The sequence below is a fragment of the Sorangium sp. So ce367 genome (genome assembly GCF_051520455.1).
Taxonomy (GTDB): Bacteria; Myxococcota_A; Polyangia; order Polyangiales; family Polyangiaceae; genus Sorangium; species Sorangium cellulosum_B.
Window position 1 is genome coordinate 6,875,753 of the sequence record NZ_CP150334.1, and the last position, 25,141, is coordinate 6,900,893.

The window sequence follows — 25,141 nt, forward strand, 5'->3', positions numbered from 1 at the left end:
ATCATCGTCATCAGAACGCCCCGACGACGGAGCCACCGACGACGCCCGGAGCGAGCTGGACGCGGGCGGTCGCGCGCGGCCCGTCCGAGGGCAGCGTCAGCCAGAGGACGGCCGTGCCGGCGAGCGCCACGCTCGCGGCGATGAAGGAGAAATCGGACACGGTGGCATACGACATCGCCTTGCTGGACAGATCGGGCACCGGCTGCGCGCAGTCCCGGTAACGCCTCGGATTCGCGCACGCCGTCTTCGCCGCGTCGTCGCCCTTGTCCCACGTGGAGATCGCCAGGCCACCGAACGTGCTTCCGAGCGCGATGCCCGCCAGCGTGAGCCCGCCCGTCACCCACATCAGGCTCCGGTGGATCGGATCCGGCCTTGCGCCGTAAGGAGTCGGCCTGCGCGGCTCGATGTCGCCCGTGGAAGGCGCGGGACCCTGCGCTGACGCGCTGGGCGCGACCGCCTTCACGGGGACCTCGACGACCTCTCCCGGCGGCGTCACCTCGACGTCGCGCGCGAGGGCGTACCTCGCGGGCGCAGCCGCGATGACCTGGCGCTTCCCCGGCTCGACAGGGCGCGCCGCGCCGGCGCCTTTCGCGGCCACGCCGTCGAGCGTCACCGCGAGCCCCGGGAGCGCCTTCACCTCCTCGGCGCTCGGCTCGGCCTGGGCCGCGCCCGCCTGCGCCCAGGCGGCCAGCATCACGATGAGACCGAGCGCGGGCCGACCAAGCCCCCTTCGCCCCGCGCGCCCCACACCCTTTGCGGAGCGCCGGGAGCCTCTGCTGATCGCTTCAGGCATCGAGTCCCCTGGAAGGTCGGCGAGCGACACCTGCTTCAGGTCCCCGCGCTGGACCACGACGACCGATAACAGGGCACCGCGACGAGCGCCAGACGAAAGACCCCCGCGCCAGCCGCCACGCCGCGCGCCTTACGCGCCCCGTGCGCGCGCCAGGCGCCCGTTACGCGCCCCTTGCACCGTTTGCGCCGTGTTCCCGCTTCGACGCACGCGGCCTTTGCGCTAGCGTTCCGCTCTCGGTTCCTCTCGTTCCTCGCGGTTCCTCTGGTCCTCGAGGTTCCTCTCGTTCCTCTCGGTTCCTCTCGGTTCCGGTCTCGCCCCTCGCTCCCAGGTCGTCGAGCGTACCGGCTGGAGCGTCCTCGCGAACAGGTGCCCTGATGTCCTCCGTGCCAGCCCCCAAGAAGAAGCGGTCCAAGAAGAGCGCGCGCTCGCTGCCTCGCAGGGACGAGGAGTGGATCGGCGGCTTCTTCTCCCTGCGCGCGTTCGTGCACGAGGGCGACGATGCGTACCGCCCCGAGGCGGTCGTCTGGATGACCGAGCGCGGCTTCGTCCTGAGCTGCGCCGCGCTGCGCCCCGGCGACGTCGTGACGGGCGCGGTCGACAGCTTCGAGGCCGCCGCCAGAGGTCCCCTGGAGGGCAAGCCGCGGCTGCCCCAGCGCGTGCGCGTGGCCTCGCCGGCGCTCGCGGAGGCCCTGCGGGCGCGGCTCGGCCCGGAGGTCGAGGTCCGCGTCGCGCCCACGCCGGAGATCGACGTCGTGGCCGAGGACCTGGAGGCCCACCTCGGCGCGCGGGACGGCCACCTGACGCCGAGCTTCCTCGGGGGCGGCATCGAGGCGCCGGCGATGGCCTCGTTCTTCCGCGCGGCGGCCGCGCTCTACCGCGCTACGCCCTGGAAGGCGGTGCCCAGCGACGCTGACATCATGGCGCTGTCGATCCCGTCGCTCGGCGCGCGCGATCTCGCGCTGTGCGTCGTCGGGCAGGCTGGCCAGAGCCACGGCGTCCTCCTGTTCGAGAGCGCGCACGGGTTCGAGCTCTACCTCACCGAGACCGCCAAGCTCCCGGACGCGCCGCCCGCGTCGCTGCCGGCGAGCTTCTTCTCGCTGAGCTTCGATCGCGCGAGCGACCTGCACCCCGCGCTGCGCGCCGAGGTCGCCGAGCAGCGCTGGGAGCTGGCCGACCCGGACGCCTACCCCACGCTCGCGATGGTCGACGAGGACCTCATCGGCCGCAAGCCGACGCCGAAGGAGCTCACGGCCTCCGAGGCGCTCGCGCTCGGCCTTGTCGAGCTGATGAAGCGGCGCAAGGAAATCACGAAGGCGTTCCGCGACGGCGCCCCCCCGGTGGAGGCGAGCTACGTCGTGGAGACGCACGCGGGCCCGGTGGAGGTGCTCTTCCGCGCGCCCCACCCGGAGCGGAGCTGATCCCGGCGGCAGCGCCGGCGAATCGGTCATCAGGGCTCGGGCGATCCGACGGGCGAGCGCAGCAGCGGGGAGGCCCCGCCCTCAGCGAGCGACGAGCCGGTAGAGATCGGCGTTCACGATGAACTCGCAGAGGACGTTGCCGAGCTGGAGCATGTCGCCGCTGCGGAGGGGCACGCCGTCCCCGGACGGCGCCATGAGCCGGTCGTTCAGGAAGGTCCCGTTGGTGCTCTTTCTCGCGTGGAGCATCGGGGTGTCCGCGACCAGCACCGAGATGTGGGCGTGGACCTTGGAGACGGACGCGTCGCGGAGCACGATGTCGCTGTTCAGCGCCCGCCCGATGAGGATGCGATCCTGCCAGGGGCTCTCGGGGCGCTTCGCCACCGGCAGGAGCTCGCAGCCGTGCGACGTGGCGATCATCCCCGACGAGATCCGGTGACGGGACGAGGTCGGCTGGCCGCTCATGCCAGGCGAGGTCCCGGCGACGAGGGTCTTGAACGACGGAGGAGGCTGGTCATCGGGGCCGAGCTCCCGGAGCAGCCAGGCGTGCGGGTACTTCCGATCGAACGCCATCCGTGAAATCGCCCGGCTCTGAGCACAAAGCGCCGCGAAGGTCAACATGACGAGATCTTCCCCCAGGTTCCGGGCCGTTCGAGAGAGCCGAGCTCCCCGAGCGGCGCATCGCCCAATTCAGCGGGGCCCGATAGGCCCTTATACATCAGGAGACGACGGAATCACTGGACGCCACGAGACACCATCGAGACGACCTCCGGCGCTGAACGGACTACATCGTCGGCGCTCGCCACACTCGGCTCCCGCGCGGGCAGCTCGCCGTGCGACGCGCCGCTCCCCCATGCCGACGTGACCTCCCGGAACCCCTCCGGATCGGGAAGCGTCAGGCAGCGCACCTCGCCCCTCCCCTGAGCTCACAGTTCGTCCGGCGACGATCCCCTATTGTATATCGTCCCTCGTGAGCCAGAGTCCGCCCAGCGCACGCGGGAGCCCGCCGGCACCGCCCGCGCCCGGGCCCAAGGCGGGCCCCTCCGACGCGGAGCTCGTCCTGGCCGCGCGCGCGGGGGAGCGCTGGGCGCAGGAGGCGCTCTTCCTGCGGCACGTGCCGTACGTCTCGGGGATCCTCTGGCGCCTGATCCCGAACCGCGCGGACCTCGACGACGTGGTGCAGGACGTGTTCTTCACGGCGTTCGTCTCCCTCCACAAGCTCGAGAACCCCCAGGCCTTCGCCTCGTGGATCGCCTCGATGGCGGTGCGGCTCACGCACAAGCAGCTGCGGCGCCAGCGCATCGCCGAGCGGCTCGGGCTCGCGCGCCGCGGGGAGGTGTCGTTCGACGACGTCGTCGGCGCGGACTGCCCGCAGGACGTCGCCGTCGAGGTGCGGCAGCTCTACGCGCAGGTCGAGGCGCTCCCGGTCGCCGAGCGGGTCGCGCTCCTGCTCCGGCGCGTCGAGGGCATGTCGCTGGAAGAGGTCGCCGAGGCGACGGGCGCGTCGCTCGCGACCGTCAAGCGGCGCATCGCGGCCGCCGAAGAGCGCCTCTCGGCGCAGGCCGGGCGCCCGCGCAAGCCGGGCGCGTGACGACAGCTCACGGCGCGCCCGCGACCGGCGTGAAGACGAGGCGCCGCTCGAGGTCCCCGGCGCCGAGCTGGCCGCGATCGTTGAGCCCGGCGCACAGGACCGCGCCGTCGCGCTTCCGCGCGCAGGTGTGGTGCCGCCCGGCCGCGACCGACGCCCAGTCGGAGGCGTCGCCGACGCGCACCGGCGTCGTGTGATCGCTCATGTCGCCCAGGCCGAGCTGGCCCTCCAGGTTGTAGCCCCAGCAGTAGAGCTCGCCGTTCGCGCGCACGCCGCACGTATGGAAGGTGTCGATCGAGAAGCTCACCCAGTCGTCGAGCGCGCCGACGCGCGCCGGCGCCCGGAGGATCTCCTCGTGCCCGACGCCCGCCTCGCCGAACGAGTTCTCGCCCCAGCAGTACAGCGCGCCCTCGTGGCCTCCGCGGCCTGCGTCGCGCAGCCCGCAGGCCCCGTTCTGGCCGGTGCGGACGTCGATCCAGTCCGCGGCGTCGCCGACGCGGCGCGGATCGCGCAGCTGCTGCCCGGCGTCGTCGCCGAGGCCGAGCTCGCCCCGGGTGTTGCGCCCCCAGCAGTAGAGGTGGCCCGGCGCGCGGATACCGCAGCTGTGGCCCTGGCCGCCGTCGACGAGCGTCCAGTCGTTCGCCGCCCCGACGCGCGTGGGCTGGTCGCGGTCGACGCCATCCTCCGGGAAGGGATCGTCGAGGCCGAGCTGGCCCTCCTCGTTGTCGCCCCAGCACCAGAGCGCCGCATCGACGTCCACCCCGCACGTGTGCAGGTACGTGCTCCCGAGCTGCGCCATCCGCGCCGCGCTGCTGACCAACGCCGGCGTGACCTCGGAGGCAGCGGACCCGATCCCGAGCTGCCCCTCGCCGTTCGCGCCCCAGCACCACAGGCTGCCGTCGAGCCGCCTCGCGCAGCTGTGCAGCTCGCCGAGGGCGCTCTCGGCCCAGCCGTCGCCCTCGACCGCAGCCGGGGTGGTCCGGTCCTCCGTGTCGCCGACGCCGAGCTGCCCCTCGTCGTTGGCCCCCCAGCAGGAGAGCCGCCCGCCCTGGATGACGCACGTGTGGTACGGGCCCGCGGCGAGGCCGTCGACGCGCAGGACAGTGTCCTCGGCAGCGCCGCCCGCGCCGGCGCCCCCTGCACCGGCGCCGCCCGCACCCGCTGTTCCAGCGCCACCTGCGCCGGCTCCGCCCGCGCCGGCGCCGCCCGGCCCCGCCTCGAGGACGACGCCGCGCTGGGTGCACGCCCCCACGGCGACGGCGGCGGCGATCGCGCGCCACGCCTGCGGCCGCGTCGAGCGCCGTGTCAGAACACCACCCCCGCGCCCAGCGCGGCGAGCACGCCTGGGCCGCCCATGCTCGTGACGACCGCGTCGCCCGCGAGCGCCTCCACCATCATGAAGGGCGCGAGCGCGCCGACGCTCGCGCCGAAGCGCACGGGCCGCACGTCGACGTCCGCGGTCACGCCGAGCGCGCCGAACGCGGTCGGCCCTCCGAAGCGCGACGCCGACGCGCCCTCCTCGGCGCGCCCCTCGAACAGCACGTAGCCCGCCTCGACGGCCGCCTCGACGCCGAGCCGGGCGCGCCCCGTCCGCGCGACGTACGCCGACAGCGAGGCGCCGCCGCCCGCGGCGTGCCCGAGCACCGTCCCGAGCGCGGCGGACACGGGCAGCGCCTCGCGCGCGTACACGAACATCGAGCCAGCAAGCCAGGGCAGCACGTCCCGCCGGACGAGGAGCGCGCCCCCGAGCTGCACCTGGCCGCCCCCGTACGCGGCCACGGTCGCGCGCACGCCGATCTCGGTCGCGCGCCGATCCGCTCCGCCGCCCGCGCCCGGCGCCTCGCGGACCCCGCCCGCGGGCGTCCGCGCCGCCGTCGGCGCCGGCGCGGCGCTCGCCATCGCGGCCCGTCGCCTCAGCGTGGGCTCGACCCAGCTCGCCCGGAGGAGCTCGTCGGCGGCGATCGCGAGCGCGAGCGCGCGGCCGTCGTCCTTCAGCCCAGCCACGTCCACCGTGCGCTCGAGGCGCTTCTGGGTCATGGCGTCGTCGATGCGGACCGCGGCGACGCCCTCCGGCGAGATGCGGATGGTCACGCGCGCGATCGCCTGCTCGCGCCCCGCGCCGCGCGCGTCGGGCGAGGCGCCCGCCTCGAGCCGCGCGCAGAGGTCGGCGCGGGCGAGCTCGGCGGCCAGGTCCACGAAGATCGCGCGCTCGAGCTCCGGCGTCGCGCCCTCGACGAGCACGGCGATCGGCGGCGCATCGCCGCCGCACGCGTCTCCCTCGGCGCGCGCGACCCCGGCGGTGGCGGCGAGGAGGGCCGGGACCACAAGCCCGCGCCCCGCCGCCATCACCGCGGCGCGCAGGCGACCTTCACCGCGGCGACGTGGACGCCGCTCGGGTAGGTCGTGAGGTAGCGACGTCGGGCCTCTTCGCACGCGGCTCGTTTCCCCTGGCCATCGTAGAGCCGGACGAGGCGGGCGAGCGCGTCTTCGTGGACCGACGAGCCTGCCGCCGACGAGGCGGCGGTCTTGAGCGCGTCCTCGGCGTTCGTGCCCTGGCCTCGCTCCATCTCGATGCGGCCGAGCTCGAGCGCCGCGATCTGCGCGCGCGCGTCGCCGGGGTGCCTCGCAACGAGCTGCCGGTACAGCGTCGCGGCGCGCGCGAGATCCCCTGCCCGCCGCGCCTGGTTGGCCGCCTCGAAGAGCTTCTGCGCGGCGTCGGCGCTCGGCGCGGAGGGCCCGGCCGCTGCGCTCCCCTGCGCCGGCGGCGCGGTAGGGGCGCCCGTGGCGAGCGGCTGGGCGGGCGGGGGCTGGGCAGGCACCGCGTCCGCGGGCGGCTCCACCTTCGCGGGCTCGGGCCTCGCCGACCACGACTCGCCCGCGTGCAGCCGCTTCACGTCGTCAGGCCGCGCGGGGTGACGGACCTCGACGATCCCCTTCGTCACCGAGACGGTGACCTCCTCCGTCGCCCCGTCGACGGCCACGCGGAACTCGGTGCCGACGACGCGGACCTCCACGCCGCGCGCCACGACGGTGAACGACCGCGCGGCGTCGGGGACGACCTCGAAGCGGGCGGCGCCCGTGCGCAGCGCGGTCGCGACGTGGCGCGGCTCGTCGCGCTGCACCTCGAGCTCCGCGCCCTGGTCGAGCGAGATCGTCGAGCCGTCCGACAGGAACAGCACCGAGCCCGTCGCCGCGACCGCGGCCGGCGGCGCGCTGGACGAGCCGCCGCGCGCCCCCACCCACAGGGCGGCCGCCCCCAGGGCGAGCGCTCCTGCGAGGGAGCCGGCCCAGAGCCACCGGCGGCCAGGGTGAGCGCCCCGGGCCTCGAGCCGCTCCTCGATGCGCTGCCACTGGCGCGCCACGCTCCCCTGGGTGAGGGGCGGTCGCACCCAGGCGCGGAGGGGCGGCTCGGGGTTCATGCTCACTATGTACCCCGGCGGGCCGGGAATGGCTCAGCCGGCGGACGCGAGCTCGGGCGCGCTCCCACGTGGAGCCGCCCGGACGAGGAGCGCGGCGGCGGCGCTCAGGGCAGGTTCGCCAGCGGGTCCGTCTTGCCGACGCCCGCGTGCTCCAGGACGAGCGCCTTGACGGCGGCCGCGCGGTCGAGCGGGTACTCGTACGGCGCGGTCCAGGAGCAGTCTTGACCCGACTCCTGCGTCCCGGTGGTCTGCTCGAACACGTTGTCGATGCGGTGCGTACCGCCGGCCGGGCTGTCCAGGGTGGTGATGGGGTTCTTCACCTTGTAGAAGTGATTGCCCTCCACCCTCAGGCAGGCGCCGACCCGCGAGTTCACCCCCGACGCGGGGACGTCCTCGAAGTAGTTGTTGAAGACGTGCCCGTTGCCGCCGCGATAGCTCGGGACGCGGGAGTTCACGTTGCGGAAGCGGTTGTGATGGAAGGTGATGCGGCGGTCGCTGTTGTCCTTGTCCGACGAGCCGACCAGCATGCCCTTCCAGTGGTCGTGCAGGTAGCTCCACGAGATCGTGATGTTCGAGGACTCGTGGGTCGCGTCGATGAGCCCATCGTACTTGTCCTTGTCGGAGTTCACGGCGGGAGACTCGGCCCACAGCTCGCAGTGGTCGATCCAGACGTTGTGGCTCTCGTCCATGTGGATGCCGTCGCCGTTGCCGCTGCTGGCCAGCACGTGATGGATCTTCAGGTTGCGGACGATGATGTTGGAGGCCCTCCTCAGATTGAGCCCGATCCCCTCCAGCTCTCCGCTCGACCCGACGCCCACGATGGTCTTGTCGGAGGTGACGTCCACGTCGTCGCCGCTGCCGCTGATCTTGCCGGTGATCTGGATGATGACGGCGCCGTCCCTCGCGGCCTCCCTCCTCAGGGCGTCGAGCGAGCTCACCGAGACGACCTGTCCGCCCTTGCCGCCGGTGGTGCCGTCGCCGGTCGTGGCGTAGCCGTAGAGCCTGAAGTCGACAGCGCCGGGGTCGCCGCCGCCGGCGCCGCTGCCCGAGCCGCCCGCGCCGCTGCTGGAGCCGCCGGCGCCTACGTCCGAGCCGCCCGCGCCGCTGCTGGAGCCGCCGGTGCCTTCGTCCGAGCCGCCCTCGCCGCTGCCGGAGCCGCCCTCGCCGCTGCCGGAGCCCCCGGTCCCGCCGCTGGAGCTGCCAGTGCCGCTGCCCGCGCCGGTCCCACCGGTCCCGGCGGCGCCGACGCTCGCCGTGGAGCCTGCGCTCCCGCTGCTCGTCGGCTGCCCCGCGTCGTCTTCCGGCTCTGACGTCTCCGAGCCGCACCCGACCACCGAAACGCCGAGGATGCCGAGCGCGATCAGCGCAGCCCAAGCGACTCGAGATTCGCACTTCATGAGCAAGTCACCTTTCCGTGATGAGCCAAGGCCAAGCAGCTCGCGCGACGCGGGCGGAGACGCCGGACAGCACACAAGCCGTTCGCTGGAGCTCCACAGCAACGCACATGCCATCAGTTCAGGGCGGACCGGCCCTGTCTGGATCGCACCGTTCGACCGCATTTCCCGCAGGGATCTCTGCAGCGCCGCTCGTCTCCCCCGGAGCTCCCGGGCAGGCGCCGCGACCGAGGCTGTCAACCACCGGTTGACACGGTGGACACGTGCAACACCGCGTCATCGGCCCTGGCGCTGTACGATGCCCGCGATATCGAGCGCCGCGGCGTGGTCCCGTGCTCGGCTCCGCGGCGCCTCCCGGGGATCAGGGGCCGATTCGAACGAGCTCGACCCAGTCGAGCCTCGCCGCGTCCTCGCGGCACCCGAACGAGACGATGTGCATCCCGGGATCGAGCGCGAACTTGAGCAGCAGCCCTGTCGCGTCCTTCGAGTCGTGAACGTAATCCTCGTGGAACTCGGTCCCGTTGAAGTCGTACCTGGTTCCGAGCTCCGGCTCATGGTCCACGCGGACCAGGAACGAGTTGTCCGTGCTCTCGTCGGGCCCCGTGGCGACCCTGGCCCTGATCTGGAACGTGCCGGCCTCACCGACCTCGAACGAGCAGTCGACCCGGTCGCTCTCGCAATTCGCCTCCTCGGGGACCGCCACGTACGTCCCGCCGCTCGCCAGCGGGTCGTCCACGCGCTCGAAGCGGCCGGAGAGCTCGCAGTCCTCGGCCTCGATCCTGATCCTGAACGAGCTGCTCCCCCCTCCCGCGGCCGCCGGCGAGGCGTCCCACGCGGCGGACAACCCCTCCAGCGAGCACGCGCAGGCCAGCACCGGCAGGAGCGCCCCCCAGCGCCCCCATCGCGCTGCACGCGCGACGGCCGCCGTCGCGAGCGCCGTGGGCGCCTCCCCCGCGCCGCAGCCCGCGCGAGGTCCCGTGTCCGCCCCAGGTCCCGAGCTCTCGTTCATCTCCCACGACGCTAGCAAGGCGCGCACCGGCGGCGCGGCACAACTTGTCGAGCCGGCGCGATTCACGCGGGGCGCGGGGCGTGCTCCTGACGACCGCGCGCCCCGCGCGTGTCAGCGCGCGGCGGGACGCGCGTAGTCCTGCGCGCGGAAGAGCACCCCGTGGACCTCGCCGTCGACAAGCGCCGGGACGAGCGCCCCGGGCAGCACCGACTCGACGTCGTTCGGCGCCTTCGGCCCGCCGAGATCGGTCCGCAGCCACCCCGGGTCGAGGAGGTTCATCAGCACGCCCGTGCCGCGGAGCGAAGGCGCCATGTCGCGCACGAACTTGTCGAGCGCGGCCTTCGACGCCGCGTAGGCCATCAGCTCGGGCTGATCCTGGATCCCGGAGGTCACCTGCACGATTCGCCCGAACCGCCGCTCCAGCATCGTCGGCAGCAGCCGGTACGTGATCCGTATCGGGCTGATGACGTTCACCTCGAAGCTGAGCCGGTAATCGTCCGCCGGCGTCTGCAGGTGCGAGGCGCGGAACGGCGTCATGATGGCGGCGTTGTTGAACAGGAGGTCGATCCCGCCCGACGCCGCGATGGCGTCGTCCAGCATGCGGTCGACCGCTGCCTGATCCGACAGCTCGCCCGAGACCGCGCTCACCCGGATCCCCTTGCCGGCGAGCTCCCCTTCGAGCTCGCGCGTGTGCGCCGCGTCGCGGCTGTGCAGGACGACGTTGCAGCCGAGGTCCGCGAGGCCGCGCGCGATCCGCTTTCCGATACCCCGGCTCGCGCCGGTGACAAGCGCCCACTTTCCGTTAATTTCAAGCGTCATGGCGGCCGTTATGGCAGAGGCCGTCCGGCCCGGCAGCTCGAAAAGCGCTGCGGCGGGCGCAGGCGCCGCGGGGACGCCGCTCCGGGCGGCGCCGCGCGCGCCGGCGCCTACGCCCGGCGCCGCGCCGCAGCGCGCTTCCGGCTGACCTCCAGGCCGCGGCCGAGGCTGCGCAGGACGAGCAGCTCCTCGCCGAGGTCGACGTCGACGAGCGCGCGCGCGACCTCCGGGCGGACGCCGGTGAGGATCGGCCTGGAGCCGAGCAGCTGGATCGCGTGTGCCAGCCGCTCCAGGGCCGCGGCGCCGTCCGGATCGAGCGCCTCCGCGCCGGTGACGTCGAGGACCACGTGGGACGCCCGCTGCGCCACGATCGCCGGGAGGAGCCGCTCTCCGAGCTCGCCGCCGCGCTCCGCGTCGAGCCGCCCGATGAGCGGCACCGCGAGCGTGCCCCGGCCGACGTCGAGGATCGGCGCGGAGAGGTTGAGGATCTGCCGCCGCTGCTCCTCGACGAGGGCGAGCGAGCGGTTCAGCCGGTCGATGAGCCGGCCCTGCTCCTCGACCTGCCCCTCGGCGCGCCGCTGCGCCGTGACGTCGAGCTGCTGCACGAGCACCGCGCGCGCGCCGGTCACGGGATCGGTCGTGGGGCGCGCCTCCACCTGGTGCCACCGCTCGCCGTCGGTCGTGACGACCCGCACTTCCCCTGCCCACGCCGCCTCGGCGTCGATCGCGCCGCGGACGGCCGCGCTCACGCCCTCGTCCGGGAACGCCGCGTCGATCGTCGGCGCGTCGCCGAGGGCGCGCAGCGCCGCGGGGTTGTGGAAGAGCACCGCCCCCTCCCGGTCGACGAGGCTGACCAGCACCGACGAGTGGCGGACCGCCTCCACGCCGCGCACCATCGAGGCGCCGACGCTGGCGGCCTGGGGGAGCGCCTGGAACAGGATCGCGAGCCGCCCGTCATCGAGGTCGATCGGCTGCCCGTGGAGCGTCACGGTCGCGGGCGTCCCGCGCGGGTAGAGCGTCCAGTCCTCCAGCACCGTCCCCCCTTCCGCGAGGACGCGGAGGTAGCCGTCGAGCCGCGCGCGGACGGCCGGTGACAGGTCCGAGAGGTCGCGGGAGAGCAGCTCGGCGCGATCCGTCGCGTGCCAGAACTCGATGGCCTTCGCGTTCACCCAGGGGAACCGGTGCCGGCCGTGGTCGTAGACCCAGGTCGGCAGGACGGACAGATCGAGCGCCGACAGGCGCTGGTCGAGGGACGTCATGTCGTGGCGGCACGTCATACGACGCCCCCGTCCGTCCTGCACGCTCCTTAACGTCTCTTCACGGGCGCGGCCGGCCCGCGCGGACGCTCAGCGGGTGATCTGCCATAAGAGCTCGAGCAGCTCCTGCACGGCGGCCCGCCGGCCGTTCCAGCGGGATTCCCAGGACGAGGCAGCCACGACGGCGCTCGCCCGACGCGCCGCCTCCCTGGCGATCTCGGCCTCCCGGCGCGACCGCGCCTCTTCGTCGATCTGCTGCTGCCGCGCCCTCGCGGTGCCGCCCGACGCGGCGAAGGCGAGGAGCTGCGGGAGCTCGCCCCGGTCGAACCAGGTGCCGTGTTCCCTGCAGATATCGACGATGATGCCGCTCTTGCCGGCGAAGTTCTTGCGGTTCATCGGCTGGCCGCACGCCGGGCACCGGACGTAGCGCACGCGGACGTCGACGTGCTCCGGCCGCCGCGGCGGCCTCGGCGCGCTCGTCCCATAGCTCTCCCGGCGCTCCAGGAGGTCCCGCAAGAGCGCGTTGTCGACGAGCTGGCCGCCGCACCGGCCGCAGTCGCGCAGGAGGCCGGCCGCGGCGCGGAACGCCGAGAAGGGCACGCCGCAATCGGAGCAGAGGAGCGCGTCGGGCTCGGGGATGGGCTCCAGACCGAGCTCGTGCCCGCACCCGTCGCAGCGCTCCGCGTCGGGGAGGTTCAGCAGGTAGCAGCCGCCGCAGCGCACGGTGGCGAGCGGCCCCTGACACCCGGGGTAACAGCGCCCCTCGGCGTTGATCAGGAGGCCGCATCGGGGGCATGTGCTGCGATCGGCGCGCACCCCGGGAGTCTAGAGGCCCGGAGCGCTCACGAAAAGCGCGATGACAGGCGCCCTCGCTCCTGGCGCCGGCGCCACCTTCAAAGCGCCGGACGGATGATCGGGCTCAGCGCTGCCTGGCGGGGCGCATCCAGGGATGGGGATGGGAGCTCCGGGGGCGGCTGTGCGGCGGCGCGCTGGACCGGCGCACCTGCTTTCCGAGCTCCTCGAGCAGAACTCCCACGGCGGTGTCGTCGTCCTGAAGCACGACGACATGGTCGTTGTTCTCCTCACGCAGGAGCCGGTTCACCTGGAGGGCGCCGACCGCCGTCCGCACGACGATGGCGACGCAGGCGAACTCGCTGACGAGCATGCTGCGCGTGCGCATCGTCGCGGCCTCGAACGCCGGATCGTTGTTCATCGGAGCCCGGCGGAGGTCGAGCAGGTGGCCGAGGCTCCAGCGATCGAGCGACTCGTAGACCTTGAGCGCTTCGGAGTGGACCCGGATGAAATCGTCGGGAGACGGATAGGGGACCTCGGAGCGGGTGCTGCGGACGATCGACATCTCCTGATCGAGGGTGACCGTCAGGTGGTCGTTCTGCAGCAGGACATCCATCCCACCACAGGATAGCGAGCCGGCGGCGCGCCGGCACTGAAAAGCAATGGCGAGCTCAGCGCTGCGCCGGCGAATGCTGCGTGATCGGCCAGAACGGACCGCCGCACCGGGGCGTGGGTTCGAGTGTGCGTTCCGGGAGGAGCGATCCCGAGCGTGCGGGCGCCGTGATGGGCGGATGGCCGCGGCCGGGGCGTTCTCGTTGCCCGCCGGAGGCGTAGGGGGCTAGGCTGCGACACCGTGGTCAAGCTGAAGCGCCTCACGATCCACCGCTACCGCAACGTGGAGCCCTGCGAGCTCATCTTCAGCGACCGCCGCAACGTCCTGCTCGGTCCGAACGGCGCGGGGAAGACGACGCTGCTCTCGCTGATCTCGAAGATCCTCCGGACGGGCCTGAATGACCCGGGCGACCCGTTCTCGATCGAACTTGAGCTGACGTTCCCGCAGGGATCGCTGAGCGGGACGATCGCGAGCCGGGAGCCCAAGGTCGAGCGAGCGGAGCTATTGAACCTGCCGTCGATGGCCGGAGTGGGGCCGGAGGGGGTGTATGCGGCCCACGAGGTACCGGACTTTCAGCTTGCTCTAAGCCTATCCGAGCCCCGTGCAGCCGCGTCGATCCGACGGTTGACGGACAGGGTCGTCGTCGAGGGCACAGCGCTCGAGCGCCAATGGCCACTGGTCAATTTTCAGCACTCTCGCCGCTTTCTCTCTGGGCTCCTCCTCCTCGCGACGCTTCCGCTCGAAGGCAATCTAAGGGCTGATCTTAGCCTCGATCTGAAGAACGCCTGCCGGTTCGATGAGTCACTCGACACATTCCGCGCCATCATAGCAAGGCAGGACGACGACGGCTCATGGAAGGACGATTTGCGGCCGCTCATCGTTCGCACCAAGTTCACTGATCACGGGCCCCTCCACGGAGAGATCTTGACTATTCTCATCGAGGGGCTCGTGCCCAAAACGATTGTCGATGCGCTGGAGGTCGACGCTCCCGAGATCACGACCAGCTACTCGATGAATCACGAGCAGCTCAATTTCCTTTCCGAATCGGTTCGTCTGCTCGGCCTGCGCTCCGCCATGGCAAAGATGGATTTGATCGACAAGAGAGTGCGGGAAGACACGCGCTCCGAGCATTTCGAGCTCGGCAATCTCAAGTTCTGGTTCACCCGCCGCGACGGCTCGATCTTCCAGGACCAGCACCTGAGCTACGGCCAGAAGCGCCTGCTTGCGTTCCTCTACTACCTCGACGCGAACCCGAGCTTCGTCATCGCCGACGAGCTGGTGAACGGCCTCCACCACGCGTGGATCGAGGAGTGCATGACCGCCATCGGCGACCGGCAGGCGTTCCTCACCAGCCAGAACCCGCTCCTGCTCGACTACATGTCCTTCGACTCAGCCGAGCAGGTCAAGGAGAGCTTCATCCTTTGCCGCACCCAGGCGGATGGCGATCGCGAGCGGATGATCTGGCGCAACATGACCGACGACGAGGCGGACATGTTCTACCGCGCCTACCAGGTCGGCATCGAGCACGTCGGCGAGATCCTCCGGACGCGAGGGCTCTGGTGAGCGTCGCTCGCTGCTCGATCCTGGTGCTCAGCGAGGATTCTGCCGAAGGCGCGCACGACACGCTCGTCGCGCTCGCGAAGAAGATCTTCCGCCTGGTCGACAGCAGCTACGACTGGCAGCACGTCCGTTTCGAGCCCCCTGAAAGTCAGGGCGTACGTAAAGCCCTCCGCGGCAACCTATGGAAGAGCCGGGAGCCGCGGGACTACCGAGCTCGCCTCGACCTGATCGGGTACATCGCCACGAAGCTCCTCGAGGGCGACCGCGCCTTCGTGCTCTACCACATCGATGGCGACCGCCCCTGGACGGAGCGCGAGGCGAGCGAGAACGTCGCGAAGTTCCGCAGCTTCATCGAGACCGACGTGCGCCAGTTCGTCGAGCACCGGCGTGCTCGGAGCGGCCGCCCTCCGGCCGGCGACCTTGCGCTGTCGCAGCTCCTCCTCGTCGTGCCGTACTACAGCATCGAGGCCTGGCTCTTCCAGCACACGCGCGCCGGTGTCCGTTTCTGTGAGGAGAACCCGGCGTGCCGCGGGAAGCACGTCCCGGTCTTCCAGGCATGGGCGAACGACCGCGGCGCGCTCGACGAGGTCCTGAAACCCAAGAACCAGGTGTGCTTCGAGGACCGCCACAACCGCCAGCTCGCCGAAGGCCTCGACGTGGACGCCGTTTACTACGCAGGAAAATCCCTCCACCACACCGTCGAGGCGCTCCTCCAGAACGCCTCGCTGCTCGCCGCCCTCGCCGCCACCCGTCCCGCCTGATCCGGCCGCTCCGTCCCCCCGCAGCCCCGCTCACTCGAACCGAAGCGCCTCCACCGGATCGAGCTTCGACGCGCGCCTCGCCGGCCCCACGCCGAACGTGATCCCGATGAGGATCGACACCCCGAGCGCCAGCCCGACCGCGTACGTCGGCACGATGGTGGCCCACTCCCCGAACCGCGACAGCAGCACCGCCGCTCCGTACCCGAGGCCCACCCCGGCCACGCCGCCCGCGAGCGACACGACGACCGCCTCGACAAGGAACTGCCGCAGGATGTCCCCGCGCCGCGCCCCGACCGCCATCCGCACGCCGATCTCGCGCGTCCGCTCCCGCACCGAGACAAGCATGATGTTCATGATCCCGATGCCACCCACGATCAGCGACACCGCCGCCACGCTGCCGAGCAGCATCGTGAACGTGCCCGTGATCTGCCCCATCGTCGCCAGCATCTCGGCCTGCGACCGCACCTCGAAATCGCTCGGCTGATCCGCGCGCAACCGGTGGCGCAGGCGCAGCAGCTGCTCCAGCTGCGCGATCACCATGTCGGACCGATCCTCGCTCGCCAGCTGCAGCGAGATCGTCGACAGGTGATCCTGCCCGAACAGCACCGAACGGTGCGTCGACAGCGGCACGAACACCCCGTCGTCCGGCGACCCCATGCCCGACCCCTTCTCCGCCAGCACCCCGACCACCCGGAACGCATTCCCGTTGATCTGGAGCCGCGTCCCGAGCGGCGAGGCCCCCGGATAGAGCTGCCGCGCGACATTTGCCCCGAGCACGACGACGCGCGCCCGCTGCTGCTCGTCCAGGTCGGAGAACGAGACGCCGCTCGCCACCGAGAGCGAGCGGACCTCGAGGTACGCCGGCGTGATCCCCGTCACGGACGCGTTCAGGTTGCTCGCCATGTACCGCAGCTGCGCGCTGCCGCTCCGCTCCGGCGCGACCGCCGCCACGCCGTCGAGCCCCTTGAGCGCCTCGGCGTCGCCCTCGGTCAGCGTCTTCACCGTGCCCGACCGGACCCCGCTCGCCGACGCCGACCCCGGGCGCACCATCAGCAGGTTCGCGCCGAGCGACCGGATCCGCCCCTCGACGCTGCTGCGCGCGCCCTCCCCGATCCCGAGCACCGCCACGACCGCCGCGGTCCCGATGATCATGCCGAGCATCGTCAGCAGCGTGCGCAGGCGGTTCGAGGCGAGCGAGCGCCACGCGCTCTTCGCCGTCTCCTTGATCAGCATGCCGCCTCCATCTCGCCCGCGTGGAACGCCGACACCACGTCGGCCGAAGGCCCGTCGGCGACGATGTGCCCGTCCCTCATGTGGATGGCGCGCGAGAGCGACCGCGCCACGCCGAGGTCGTGGGTCACCATGATCAGCGTCGTCCCGTCCGCGTTCAGCGACAGGAGCAGCTCCAGCACGTCGCGCCCCGTCTTGCTGTCGAGCGCGCCCGTCGGCTCGTCGCACAGCAGGATCGACGGCCGCGTCACGATCGCCCGCGCGATCGCCACGCGCTGCCGCTGCCCGCCGGAGAGCTCCGACGGCAGGTGCCGCGCGCGCGCCGCGAGCCCCACGCGATCGAGCGCGCCCTCCGCGAGCGCGCGGCTGTTCTTCACCGCCCCGTAGAGCAGCGGCAGCTCGACGTTCTCCGCCGCCGTCATCCGCGGCAACAGGTTGAAGCTCTGGAACACGAACCCGATGTGGCGGTTCCTGAGCGCCGCGAGCTCGTCGTCGTCGAGCTCCGCCACGTCGCGCCCCCCGAGCCGGTACGTGCCCTCCGACGGCCGATCCAGGCACCCGAGGATGTTCAGCAGGCTCGACTTCCCGCAGCCGGAGGGCCCGATGATCGCCACCGACTCGCCCCGGCGCACCTCGAAGCCGATCCGGTCGACCGCCCGCACCGCGAGGTCCTCGCGATCGGCGTGGTACACCTTCGAGAGCCCGCTCACGAGGACGGGGACGTCCATCTCAGCGCCCTCCTCGGCCGGCGCCCATCCCCATGCCCATCCCCCGCATCGGGTTCTGGCCGCCGCCCTGCCGCTGCCCCTGTCCCTGCGGCCCCGCCGCGCTCGCGGCGGGCGCGCTCGCGAGCACGTCGTCGCCCTCGCTCAGCCCCGCGGTCACGACCATCTGCGAGCCGTCCGTCGCCCCGGTCTGGATCGGCCGCTCCTCGCCGCTCGCGAGCCGGACGAACCGCCGCTTGCCCTGCGACTGCACGGCCAGGAGCGGCACGAGCAGCACGTCCTTCTGCTCCGCGGTCACGATCTCCACGTCCGCGCTCATCCCCGACCGGAGCAGCGACGCCTCCTTGTCGTTGACGACGATCTCGACGTCGAACGTCACGACGCTCGACACCTCCTTGCCGAGCGGGCTCACCCGGTCGACGACGCCCTGGAACACCCGGTCCCCGTAGGCGTCGACGCGGATGTCGACCCGCTGGCCCGGCGCGACGCGCCCGATCTGCGCCTCGTCGATCGCGCCGACGATGCGCAGGTTCGACAGATCGGCGAGCGTCATCACGGCGCTGCCGCCGCTCACGTTGGTGAGCGCCGACGAGACGAGCGTCCCCTTCTCCACGGCCACGTCGAGCACCGTCCCGGCGATCGGCGCGTAGATCTGCGTCTCCTTCAGCCGCGTCTCGGCGTCCTGCACCGCCAGCTCGGCCGCCTTGAGCTGCGCCTGGGTCGAGCTCAGCTGCGCCCGCCGCAGCGTGATGTTGGCGCCCGCGACCTTCGTCGAGTGCGCCGCCGTGCGGGCCGCGTCGGTCGGCCCGAGGCCCATCTCGGCGCTCTTCTCGGCGACCTCCTGGCTCGTCTGGCTGTTCTTGCGCTCGAGCTCGGCGACCGCGACCGACGCGTTCGCCGCGGCGAGATCGGCCTTCACGCGGTCGCGCGCCACGCGCGCCGCGGCGAGGTCGCGCTCCGCGTCCGTCGGGTCCAGGCGCACGAGGAGCTGCCCCGCCTCGACCGTATCGCCCTCCTTCACGAGGACCTCGATGACCTGGCCCGGGGCGCGCGACTTCACCTCGACCTGGACGTCGGGCTCGATCTTCCCGGACGCGGCCGCGGTCTCGGTCAGGCTCCCGCGGCGGATCTCGACGGTGGGGCCGGCGGGGGTCTTCTCGGGCTGCTTGTACCAGGCGTACCCGCCGATCGCGAAGCTCGCCACGGCCAACGCGGCCACGCCGGACATCAGGTAGCGCTTCTTGTTCCTGTTCATGACGACCTCCTGGGCAGCACCGACGCGAAGCGGACGAGCAGCGCGCCCGTCTCGTGATCGAGCTGGAGGCGCGACGCCAGCTCCGTCACCGCCGCCCGCAGCCTGCGGAGCTCCGCCTCCCTCCGCGTCTGCTCCGCCTGCACCACGTCCGCCGACGTCGCGGTCCCGAGCGAGAGCCGCTGGCGCTCGGCCTCGGCCAGCTCGCCCGCCATGCGCGCCGTCTCGGTGGCCAGCGCGACCTGCTCGGCCGCGGCCTCGAGGCTCGCGCGCAGCGAGCTCACGTCGGCCGCGATCGCCTCGGCGCGCGCCTGGTACCGCGCCTCCGCGGCCGCGAGCTGCGTGCGCGCGCGGGCCGCGTCCGCGGACGCACGCCCGCCGCCGAGCGGCAGCTCGACCTCGATCCCGCCCAGCACCCCGAACGCGGGCCGGCCGCCCGGCAGCGAGAGCCCCGGCAGGCCGTCGCGCACCCACTGCCCGTCCATCGAGGCCGTCGCGAACAGGTCGAGGCGGATCTGGTCCGCGTCCTCCGCCGCGCCCACCCGCGCGCGCTGCGCGTCGAGGTCGGCGCGCAGGGCCGCGAGCTCCAGGGACCGCTCGCTCGCAGCGCGCACGAGCGCGTCGGCCGGCGGCAGGGCCCCGAGCGACGGCGGCGCGCCCGTCGGGGCGAGCGACGCCGCGCTCGCCGGGGCCATGCCGAGCGCGCGCCCGAGCGCGATGGCCCGCGCCGCGCGCGTCGCCCGCGCCTGCGACAGCGCGTCCGCGATCGACGCGGCCGAGGTCGAGAAGCGCAGGACGTCCACCTTCGTGCCGGTGCCGAGGGTCTCGGCGCGCGCCTTCGCGTCCGCTCGCAGCCGCTCTGCGGCCGCGAGCGCCTGCTCCTGCACGAGGATCGCCTGCTCCGCGTACCAGAGCTCCCAGTACGCCCCGAGCACGTCGAGCGCGGTCTGGCTCGCGGCGAGCTCGCGCTCCTGCTCCGCGGCGACGGCCGACGCCTGCGCCTGCGCGTACGGCGCGAGGACCGCGTCGGTCCCGGCCCCCCGCAGGAGCGGCTGCCGCGCCGAGACGTAGGCCTGCGCGCCGTAGTTCGGCCCCGGGGTCCCGTCCGCGGGCGAGCGCGCCGACGCGCCCACCTCGAGGCTCGTCCCGACGTCGGTCGTGTACCGCAGCGCCGCGTTCGACGCGACGGACGCGCCGCCAGAGCGCTGGAGCGCGCCGGCGCCGTTGCCCGGCGCGCCTCCGTTGGCGTCGGCGACCCTGCCGTAGGACTCCTGGTACTGTCCGGTCACCGAGGCCGAGAGCGTGGGCCTGCGGGCGCCCTCCTCGGCGGCGACGGCCTGCCGCGCCGCGGTGGCCTCGAGCAGCGCCGCGCGGAGGGACGGGTTCTGGGAGGCCGCGCGGCGTACCGCCTCCTCGGCGGTGAGCGTCTCGGCGCGCGCCGCGACGCTCAGCGAGCACGTGGCGGCGAGGGCGAGAGCCGCCAGCCACGGCAAGGGAACGGAGCGAGTGAACGTCATGCACCGCAACCTAGAGGGCAGTGTCTCAAGAGGTGTCCTGGTCGTGTAAAGATTCGTCAAGACGCCTCTTGACCAGGCCTTACACGGCGGTGCGACAGCCGCGCTACAGTCGCGACATGACGGATCCGCCCCAGATCCTGGTCATCGACGACGACGCCGAGCTCTGCGAGCTCCTGGCCGAGCTGCTCGGTCAGGAGGGTTACGCCGTGGAGAGCGCGCGCGACGCGATCTCCGGCCTCGCGCGCGCGCAGGAGGAGAGGGAGAGGCCGTTCACGCTCGTGGTGCTCGACGTGATGCTGCCCGGGCTCAACGGGTTCGAGGTCCTCACGCGGCTGCGGCAGAGCTCGCGGGTCCCTGTCCTGATGCTCACCGCGCGGGGCGAGGACGTCGACCGCATCGTCGGCCTCGAGATGGGCGCCGACGACTACCTGCCCAAGCCGTTCAACCCGCGCGAGCTGGTCGCCCGCGTGCGGGCGCTCCACCGGCGCGCCTCTCACGCCGGCGCGGCGGCTGGGCCGGGCGCGGCGGCCGGTCCTTCGGCCGCGGAGGCGCAGGGCGCGCTGATGGTCGACGATCTCGAGGTGCTCCCCGCCGCGCGGCGCGTCCGTGTCCGCAGCGAGGAGGTCCGGCTCACCACGGCCGAGTTCGACCTGCTCGAGGTCCTGGCGCGGCAGGCGGGGACGGTGGTCTCGCGCGAGGATCTCGCGCGGCGCGTCCTCGGACGCCGGCTCGCGGCGTACGACCGCGGCATCGACATGCACGTCTCGAACCTCCGCCGCAAGCTCGGGCCTGGGCCGGGCGGCGGCGAGCGCATCAAGACGGTCCGCAACGCGGGCTACATCCTCGCGCGGGAGCGCGGGTGAAGCGCTTCCTCCCCGGAGGGCGGCCATGAAGAGCCTCTTTTTGCGCCTCCTCGTCTCGCTGTGGCTCGCCATGGCGCTGCTCGTCGGCCTGCTCGCGGTGATCCACGGCTGGGCGTTCTCCGCCGAGCCGAGCGGGCTGCGCCGCCGCATGAACACGCGCAGCGTCGAGCTCCGGGCGGAGGGCGCGCTCGCCTGCGCGCGGGACGGGCTCCCCGGCTGCGAGCAGCGCCTTGCGCCGCTCGATCCGCGGGATCAGCGCGTCGCGGTCTACCGGGCCGGCGCGCTCGTGATGGGCGAGCCCATCGACGGCGCGCCGCTCGCCGAGGACAGGGCGAGGCGCTCGGCCGACGGCATCGCCATCGAGGTCGGCGAGGAGCGGGAGCTCGTCGCGGTCGTCCTGCGCCGCGACCCTGCCCTCGCCGCGGTCGCGGCCGGCCCTGTCCGGTCGCCGTGGATGTTCTTCATCGTGCCGGAGACGTTGCCGCAGCGGCTCCTCGCCATCGTCGCCGTCACCGGGCTCGTCGCGGTGCTCCTCGCGCGGTACCTGTCCCGTCCGATCCGCATCCTGCGCGGCGCCACGCAGCGGATGGCCGCGGGGGATCTCTCGGTGCGCGTCGCGCAGAAGCTCGCGGGCGCGGACGGCGAGACGCTGGCGCTCGGGCGCGACATGGACCGGATGGCCGAGCGCATCGACGAGCTCCTGGAGACGCAGCGCCGGCTCCTGCGCGACGTCTCTCACGAGCTCCGGTCGCCGCTCGCGCGGCTCAACATCGCGCTCGAGCTCGTCCGCCGGCGCTCGCCGCCGGACGTGGAGCCGGCGTTCGACCGGATCGAGCGGGAGACGGAGCGGCTCAACGGGATGATCGGCGAGCTGCTCACGCTGAGCCGCCTGGAGTCGGGCCGGGGCATGGAGCGCACCGAGCGGGTCGATCTCGCGGCGCTCCTGGAGCAGCTGGTCGAGGACGCCGCGTTCGAGGCCGAGCAGCGGGGTTGCTCGGTCGAGCTCGGGGCGCGCGACGCGTGCTCGCTGGACGGGAACGAGGAGCTGCTCCGGCGCGCCATCGAGAACGTCGTCCGCAACGCGGTGCGCTTCACCGAGCCGGGCACCGCGGTCCGCGTCGATCTCGAGCGCTCCGGCGGGACGGCCGAGGTGCGCGTCCGCGATCGCGGCCCGGGCGTCCCGGAGGGCGCGCTCGGGGACATCTGGAGGCCGTTCTACCGGGTCGACGACCACAGAGCGCGCGGCGCGGGCGGCACGGGGATCGGGCTGGCCATCACGCAGCGGGCGGTGCGGATCCACGGCGGCGAGGTCGAGGCGAGGAACGCGGACGGCGGCGGACTCGAGGTCGCGCTGCGGCTGCCGGTCGGCGCGGAGGGCTGAGCGGGGGGCTCGATCGACCCGCCCCCTCCGAGGCCGTACTTTTCGATCCCAGGTCGATCGGCCCCCTCCCGAGCCGGCCCCGCCACGTCGCGACCTCTCCGCGCCGCCTTCCGAGGCCGCCCACCTCGGTCGTGCACCGACTACGGCGCCCCCGAGCCGGCCCCGTCACGTCGCGACCTCTCCGCGCCGCCTTCCGAGGCCTCCTCTCTCCGTCCGGCACCAACCCGCCCCCCTGCCGAGGCGACGCCGCCACGTCGCGACCCATCCGCGTCGCCATCCGAGGCCGCCCACCTCGGTCCCGCACCGACCCGCCCGCCTTCCAATGCGATGTCCCGCACGAGACGCCCCCTCCAGGCCCACTCCCCCCATCCCGGACGATTCAAACCGCATGCAAGAGCCCAGCTTCCGCGCGAACACCGCACGAAACCAGCGCAGCACCGCCCTTGACGGACGACACGACAGGACTTCCTTTGCCTGTTCCTCAGCAATGCGCCCTCAGGCATTGCCTTTATCACCCCATCAGGAGGTGTCTCTCATGCTGAAGCATCTGAATATCGACGAGATGGTCGCGCTCCTTTCCCCGTGGGTGGAGGACCCGGAGCAACGCCGGCTGTTCCTGGCGATCCCCGAGATCGCGGCGCTCCACCCGCGGGTCGTGGAGGTCCACGAGGCAGTGCTCGCGGTCCAGCCGAGCAGCGGCGGAGGCCGCATGTCGTCGAAGCTGCGCGCCATCGTCGACGAGACCAGCGAGGTCGACCGGCGCCACGACCACCTCGCGCGGGCCGTATCCTACGGTATCGACGCGCACCGCGAGCTCTGCCTCGCCGAAGCGCCCTCGGACGCCGCCCGCGCCGCGCAGTGCGATGCCGTCCAGAAGCAGCTCTTCCCGGGCGGCCTGTCCATCGTCAACGCCTCCACGCTCGCCGAGGCGGGCAACACCACGCGCATCGCCCGCCTCCTCGAGGACGAGGCAGCCGTCGGCAACTTCCTCAGGTCCGTTCCGGCCCACGGCAAGGCGTCGCTGCTCGATGTCGTGAAGCGCTGGCTCGCCAAGGGCCGGGAGCTCCAGACGCTCGAGCGCGCACGCGCGGAGATCGAGGCCGCCGAGACCACCGCCCCCGCCAGCAAGACCACGATCCAGGCCGCGCGCAGCCAGTGGTTCAAGATCGTGGCGCTCGTGCTCTCCAACCTCGAGCTCTCCCGCGCTCCGGCGCGCGATATCGAGATCATCCGTGGGCCCGTGCTCCGGGCCTCGAGCCGCGCGGGCAAGCGCTACACGAACAGCAAGCCGCAGGTTCCGCAGGAGGAGGACGAGGCGGACATCCCCGCCACCGAGCCGAGCGGAGCCCCGCCCGGGGCGTCCGATGAAGGCAAGCGCAGCGAAGCGAGCGCGCTGCCCGGATAGCCCTGCAACAGCGGCGCTGCCGCGGGTGGGACTCGGCCTCTTACTCCTGCTCCATCGACGCGAAAGGTCGCTTGCTCGTCCGACCGCGGCGGCCCCCAGGTCTCCCTGGAATCATGCGAAGCTCTGACAGGCTGACCGTTTCCACCTCTCTCGTGAACACCAGACTCGCTCGGGGCGCACGCCTCGCGAGGAGACCGATGCAACCCATCCAGGAGGGCGATCTCCGCCCCGTCAAGACCCTCACCAAGTCGTTCTTCCGGGCGGTGAACCCGCACCTCGATGCCGACGAGTTCGAGGAGAAGTGGCGGGCGGCCATGAAGTCGCCCCTCCGCTTCATGCGGAGCTTTCCCCAGGCGTGGCACGTCGATCTCCTCGACGTCCCGCGGAGCAAGGTGCCCGGCGGCCGCTGCCTCTGCTTCGGCGACGCGCACCCCGAGAACTTCGGCTTCGTCACATTCGAGGAAGGTCCGCGCTACGTCTTCAACGATCTCGACGACGCGGGCCCCGGCCTCGCCGCGCTGGACGCGCTCCGGTACTTCACGACGCTCCGGCTCCTCCTCGACGGCGCCAAGGTCACCGAAGGCCTCCTCGAGCTCTACGAGGACATCGCCCGGGGGAGCGAGCCGCCGCGCGAGATCCCCGCGGCGATGATCCCCGACATCGCGGCCAGCGACGCGCGCGAGCTCGCGAAATGGACGGACGGCGAGGCGTTCCGGTTCGACGAGCCCGGGCTCAAGCTCTCCCGCGTGCACGGGGGCACCGGCCAGGGGCTTATCGAGGCCGTCGGCGGGCTCGCGTCGAGCGCCCATCTCCAGGTGATCGAGGTCGCCCGCCGGGTGCGGGAGGGCGGCGGTTCGGGCGGCCTCGACCGTTACTTCGTCCTCGCGCGCAAGGAGCGGAGCGAGGGGCTGCGCCTGCTCGAGCTGAAGGAGACCACCCACGCCGCCACGAGCTGGAGCAACTTCCTGCACGAGGAAGAGGGGCGCCTCGATCACGCCAAGGCGTCGATATGGCGGGGGCTCACGGCCCCCTACCACGTCGAGGTGCAGGTGGGCCGGACCGTGTACCTGCTCCGGGACCGCCTCGGCCGGGCCTCGTTCGACCTCGAACACCTCGGCAAGCGCGACCTCCGGGCGGTGCTCGAGGTGCAGGTGAGCATCCTCGCCCGGCAGCACGCCGCGTCATTCGCGGACCTCGACCTGCGCGCGCTCGACGACTGGCTCAAGGCGAGCCTCGATGTCACCGCCGAGCGCTGGTCGAAGGCCCATGAGGGCGCGCGCGGCTGACCGCCGCGGATCCGCTCGCCGGGCAAGGAAGCACGGGAGCACGGAAGCACGGAAGGAGACGCCGAG

Annotated in this window: 23 protein-coding genes; 8 read left to right on the forward strand and 15 right to left on the reverse strand. The window is 72.8% G+C overall.

Annotated elements, in window-relative coordinates; genetic code table 11:
• Nucleotides 1-10: 10 nt before the first annotated feature.
• Nucleotides 11-697, reverse strand: coding sequence for a hypothetical protein (locus WME97_RS26090; protein ID WP_437541031.1), 687 nt, complete (start codon nt 695-697; stop codon nt 11-13).
• A gap of 470 nt (nt 698-1,167) precedes the next feature.
• Here WME97_RS26090 and WME97_RS26095 point away from each other — a divergent pair, with 470 nt between their 5' ends.
• Nucleotides 1,168-2,211, forward strand: a complete 1,044-nt coding sequence (locus tag WME97_RS26095; RefSeq protein WP_437541033.1) for a hypothetical protein — start codon at nt 1,168-1,170, stop codon at nt 2,209-2,211.
• Between the two features lie 81 nt (nt 2,212-2,292).
• On the opposite strand, the gene WME97_RS26100 is transcribed toward WME97_RS26095, so the two are convergent.
• Nucleotides 2,293-2,781 (reverse strand): FHA domain-containing protein, encoded by a 489-nt coding sequence (locus WME97_RS26100; protein WP_437541035.1) that lies wholly within the window; start codon nt 2,779-2,781, stop codon nt 2,293-2,295.
• 397 nt (nt 2,782-3,178) lie between these two features.
• Between WME97_RS26100 and WME97_RS26105 the strand changes: the two genes are divergently transcribed.
• Nucleotides 3,179-3,799, forward strand: a complete 621-nt coding sequence (locus WME97_RS26105; RefSeq protein ID WP_437541037.1) for an RNA polymerase sigma factor — start codon at nt 3,179-3,181, stop codon at nt 3,797-3,799.
• Nucleotides 3,800-3,806: 7 nt separating this feature from the next.
• Here WME97_RS26105 and WME97_RS26110 read toward each other — a convergent pair whose 3' ends face one another.
• From WME97_RS26110 to WME97_RS26150, 9 genes are all read right to left on the reverse strand, one after another.
• Complete coding sequence (locus tag WME97_RS26110) at nt 3,807-5,048, reverse strand: RCC1 domain-containing protein (RefSeq protein ID WP_437541039.1); 1,242 nt, start codon at nt 5,046-5,048, stop codon at nt 3,807-3,809.
• A gap of 53 nt (nt 5,049-5,101) precedes the next feature.
• A complete protein-coding gene (locus tag WME97_RS26115) occupies nt 5,102-6,121 on the reverse strand; it encodes a hypothetical protein (protein WP_437541041.1) in 1,020 nt (339 codons plus the stop codon).
• A gap of 20 nt (nt 6,122-6,141) precedes the next feature.
• Complete coding sequence (locus tag WME97_RS26120; protein ID WP_437541043.1) at nt 6,142-7,215, reverse strand: FecR domain-containing protein; 1,074 nt, start codon at nt 7,213-7,215, stop codon at nt 6,142-6,144.
• Between the two features lie 104 nt (nt 7,216-7,319).
• Nucleotides 7,320-8,612, reverse strand: a complete 1,293-nt coding sequence (locus WME97_RS26125; RefSeq protein ID WP_437541045.1) for a pectate lyase family protein — start codon at nt 8,610-8,612, stop codon at nt 7,320-7,322.
• Between the two features lie 358 nt (nt 8,613-8,970).
• A complete protein-coding gene (locus WME97_RS26130) occupies nt 8,971-9,618 on the reverse strand; it encodes a hypothetical protein (protein ID WP_437541047.1) in 648 nt (215 codons plus the stop codon).
• A 111-nt stretch (nt 9,619-9,729) separates the two neighbouring features.
• Nucleotides 9,730-10,437, reverse strand: a complete 708-nt coding sequence (locus WME97_RS26135) for an SDR family NAD(P)-dependent oxidoreductase (protein ID WP_437541049.1) — start codon at nt 10,435-10,437, stop codon at nt 9,730-9,732.
• Nucleotides 10,438-10,544: 107 nt separating this feature from the next.
• Entirely contained in the window at nt 10,545-11,693 is a 1,149-nt protein-coding gene (locus tag WME97_RS26140) for a PAS domain-containing protein (RefSeq protein WP_437541051.1), read from the reverse strand.
• Nucleotides 11,694-11,780: 87 nt separating this feature from the next.
• A complete protein-coding gene (locus WME97_RS26145) occupies nt 11,781-12,506 on the reverse strand; it encodes a zf-TFIIB domain-containing protein (protein WP_437541052.1) in 726 nt (241 codons plus the stop codon).
• Nucleotides 12,507-12,609: 103 nt separating this feature from the next.
• Entirely contained in the window at nt 12,610-13,098 is a 489-nt protein-coding gene (locus WME97_RS26150) for a hypothetical protein (protein WP_437541054.1), read from the reverse strand.
• A gap of 237 nt (nt 13,099-13,335) precedes the next feature.
• Between WME97_RS26150 and WME97_RS26155 the strand changes: the two genes are divergently transcribed.
• Together WME97_RS26155 and WME97_RS26160 are read left to right on the forward strand one after the other, a co-directional pair.
• On the forward strand, nt 13,336-14,658 hold the full coding sequence (locus WME97_RS26155; protein WP_437541056.1) for an AAA family ATPase: 1,323 nt from the start codon (nt 13,336-13,338) through the stop codon (nt 14,656-14,658).
• Entirely contained in the window at nt 14,655-15,416 is a 762-nt protein-coding gene (locus WME97_RS26160; RefSeq protein WP_437541057.1) for a hypothetical protein, read from the forward strand. Before WME97_RS26155 ends, WME97_RS26160 begins: the two co-directional genes overlap by 4 nt.
• A gap of 30 nt (nt 15,417-15,446) precedes the next feature.
• Here the strand turns inward: WME97_RS26160 and WME97_RS26165 are convergent, their stop codons facing one another.
• From WME97_RS26165 to WME97_RS26180, 4 genes are read right to left on the reverse strand one after another with little or no spacing between them, the layout of a single operon-like run.
• Nucleotides 15,447-16,649 carry an ABC transporter permease gene (locus WME97_RS26165; RefSeq protein ID WP_437541059.1) on the reverse strand — a complete coding sequence of 401 codons (1,203 nt, stop codon included), beginning with the start codon at nt 16,647-16,649 and terminating at the stop codon, nt 15,447-15,449.
• On the reverse strand, nt 16,643-17,374 hold the full coding sequence (locus tag WME97_RS26170) for an ABC transporter ATP-binding protein (protein WP_437541060.1): 732 nt from the start codon (nt 17,372-17,374) through the stop codon (nt 16,643-16,645). The genes WME97_RS26165 and WME97_RS26170 overlap by 7 nt, the downstream gene beginning before the upstream one ends.
• Nucleotide 17,375: 1 nt before the next feature.
• Complete coding sequence (locus tag WME97_RS26175; RefSeq protein ID WP_437541062.1) at nt 17,376-18,626, reverse strand: efflux RND transporter periplasmic adaptor subunit; 1,251 nt, start codon at nt 18,624-18,626, stop codon at nt 17,376-17,378.
• Nucleotides 18,623-20,140 (reverse strand): TolC family protein, encoded by a 1,518-nt coding sequence (locus WME97_RS26180; RefSeq protein ID WP_437541063.1) that lies wholly within the window; start codon nt 20,138-20,140, stop codon nt 18,623-18,625. Before WME97_RS26180 ends, WME97_RS26175 begins: the two co-directional genes overlap by 4 nt.
• A gap of 116 nt (nt 20,141-20,256) precedes the next feature.
• Between WME97_RS26180 and WME97_RS26185 the strand changes: the two genes are divergently transcribed.
• The 4 genes from WME97_RS26185 to WME97_RS26200 all read left to right on the forward strand — a co-directional run bounded on the left by WME97_RS26185 (nt 20,257) and on the right by WME97_RS26200 (nt 25,075).
• Nucleotides 20,257-21,003 carry a response regulator transcription factor gene (locus tag WME97_RS26185; protein ID WP_437541064.1) on the forward strand — a complete coding sequence of 249 codons (747 nt, stop codon included), beginning with the start codon at nt 20,257-20,259 and terminating at the stop codon, nt 21,001-21,003.
• Between the two features lie 25 nt (nt 21,004-21,028).
• Entirely contained in the window at nt 21,029-22,384 is a 1,356-nt protein-coding gene (locus WME97_RS26190) for an ATP-binding protein (protein ID WP_437541066.1), read from the forward strand.
• A gap of 535 nt (nt 22,385-22,919) precedes the next feature.
• Complete coding sequence (locus tag WME97_RS26195) at nt 22,920-23,789, forward strand: hypothetical protein (protein WP_437541068.1); 870 nt, start codon at nt 22,920-22,922, stop codon at nt 23,787-23,789.
• A gap of 197 nt (nt 23,790-23,986) precedes the next feature.
• Entirely contained in the window at nt 23,987-25,075 is a 1,089-nt protein-coding gene (locus WME97_RS26200) for a DUF2252 family protein (protein ID WP_437541071.1), read from the forward strand.
• The last annotated feature ends 66 nt before the right edge of the window (nt 25,076-25,141 follow it).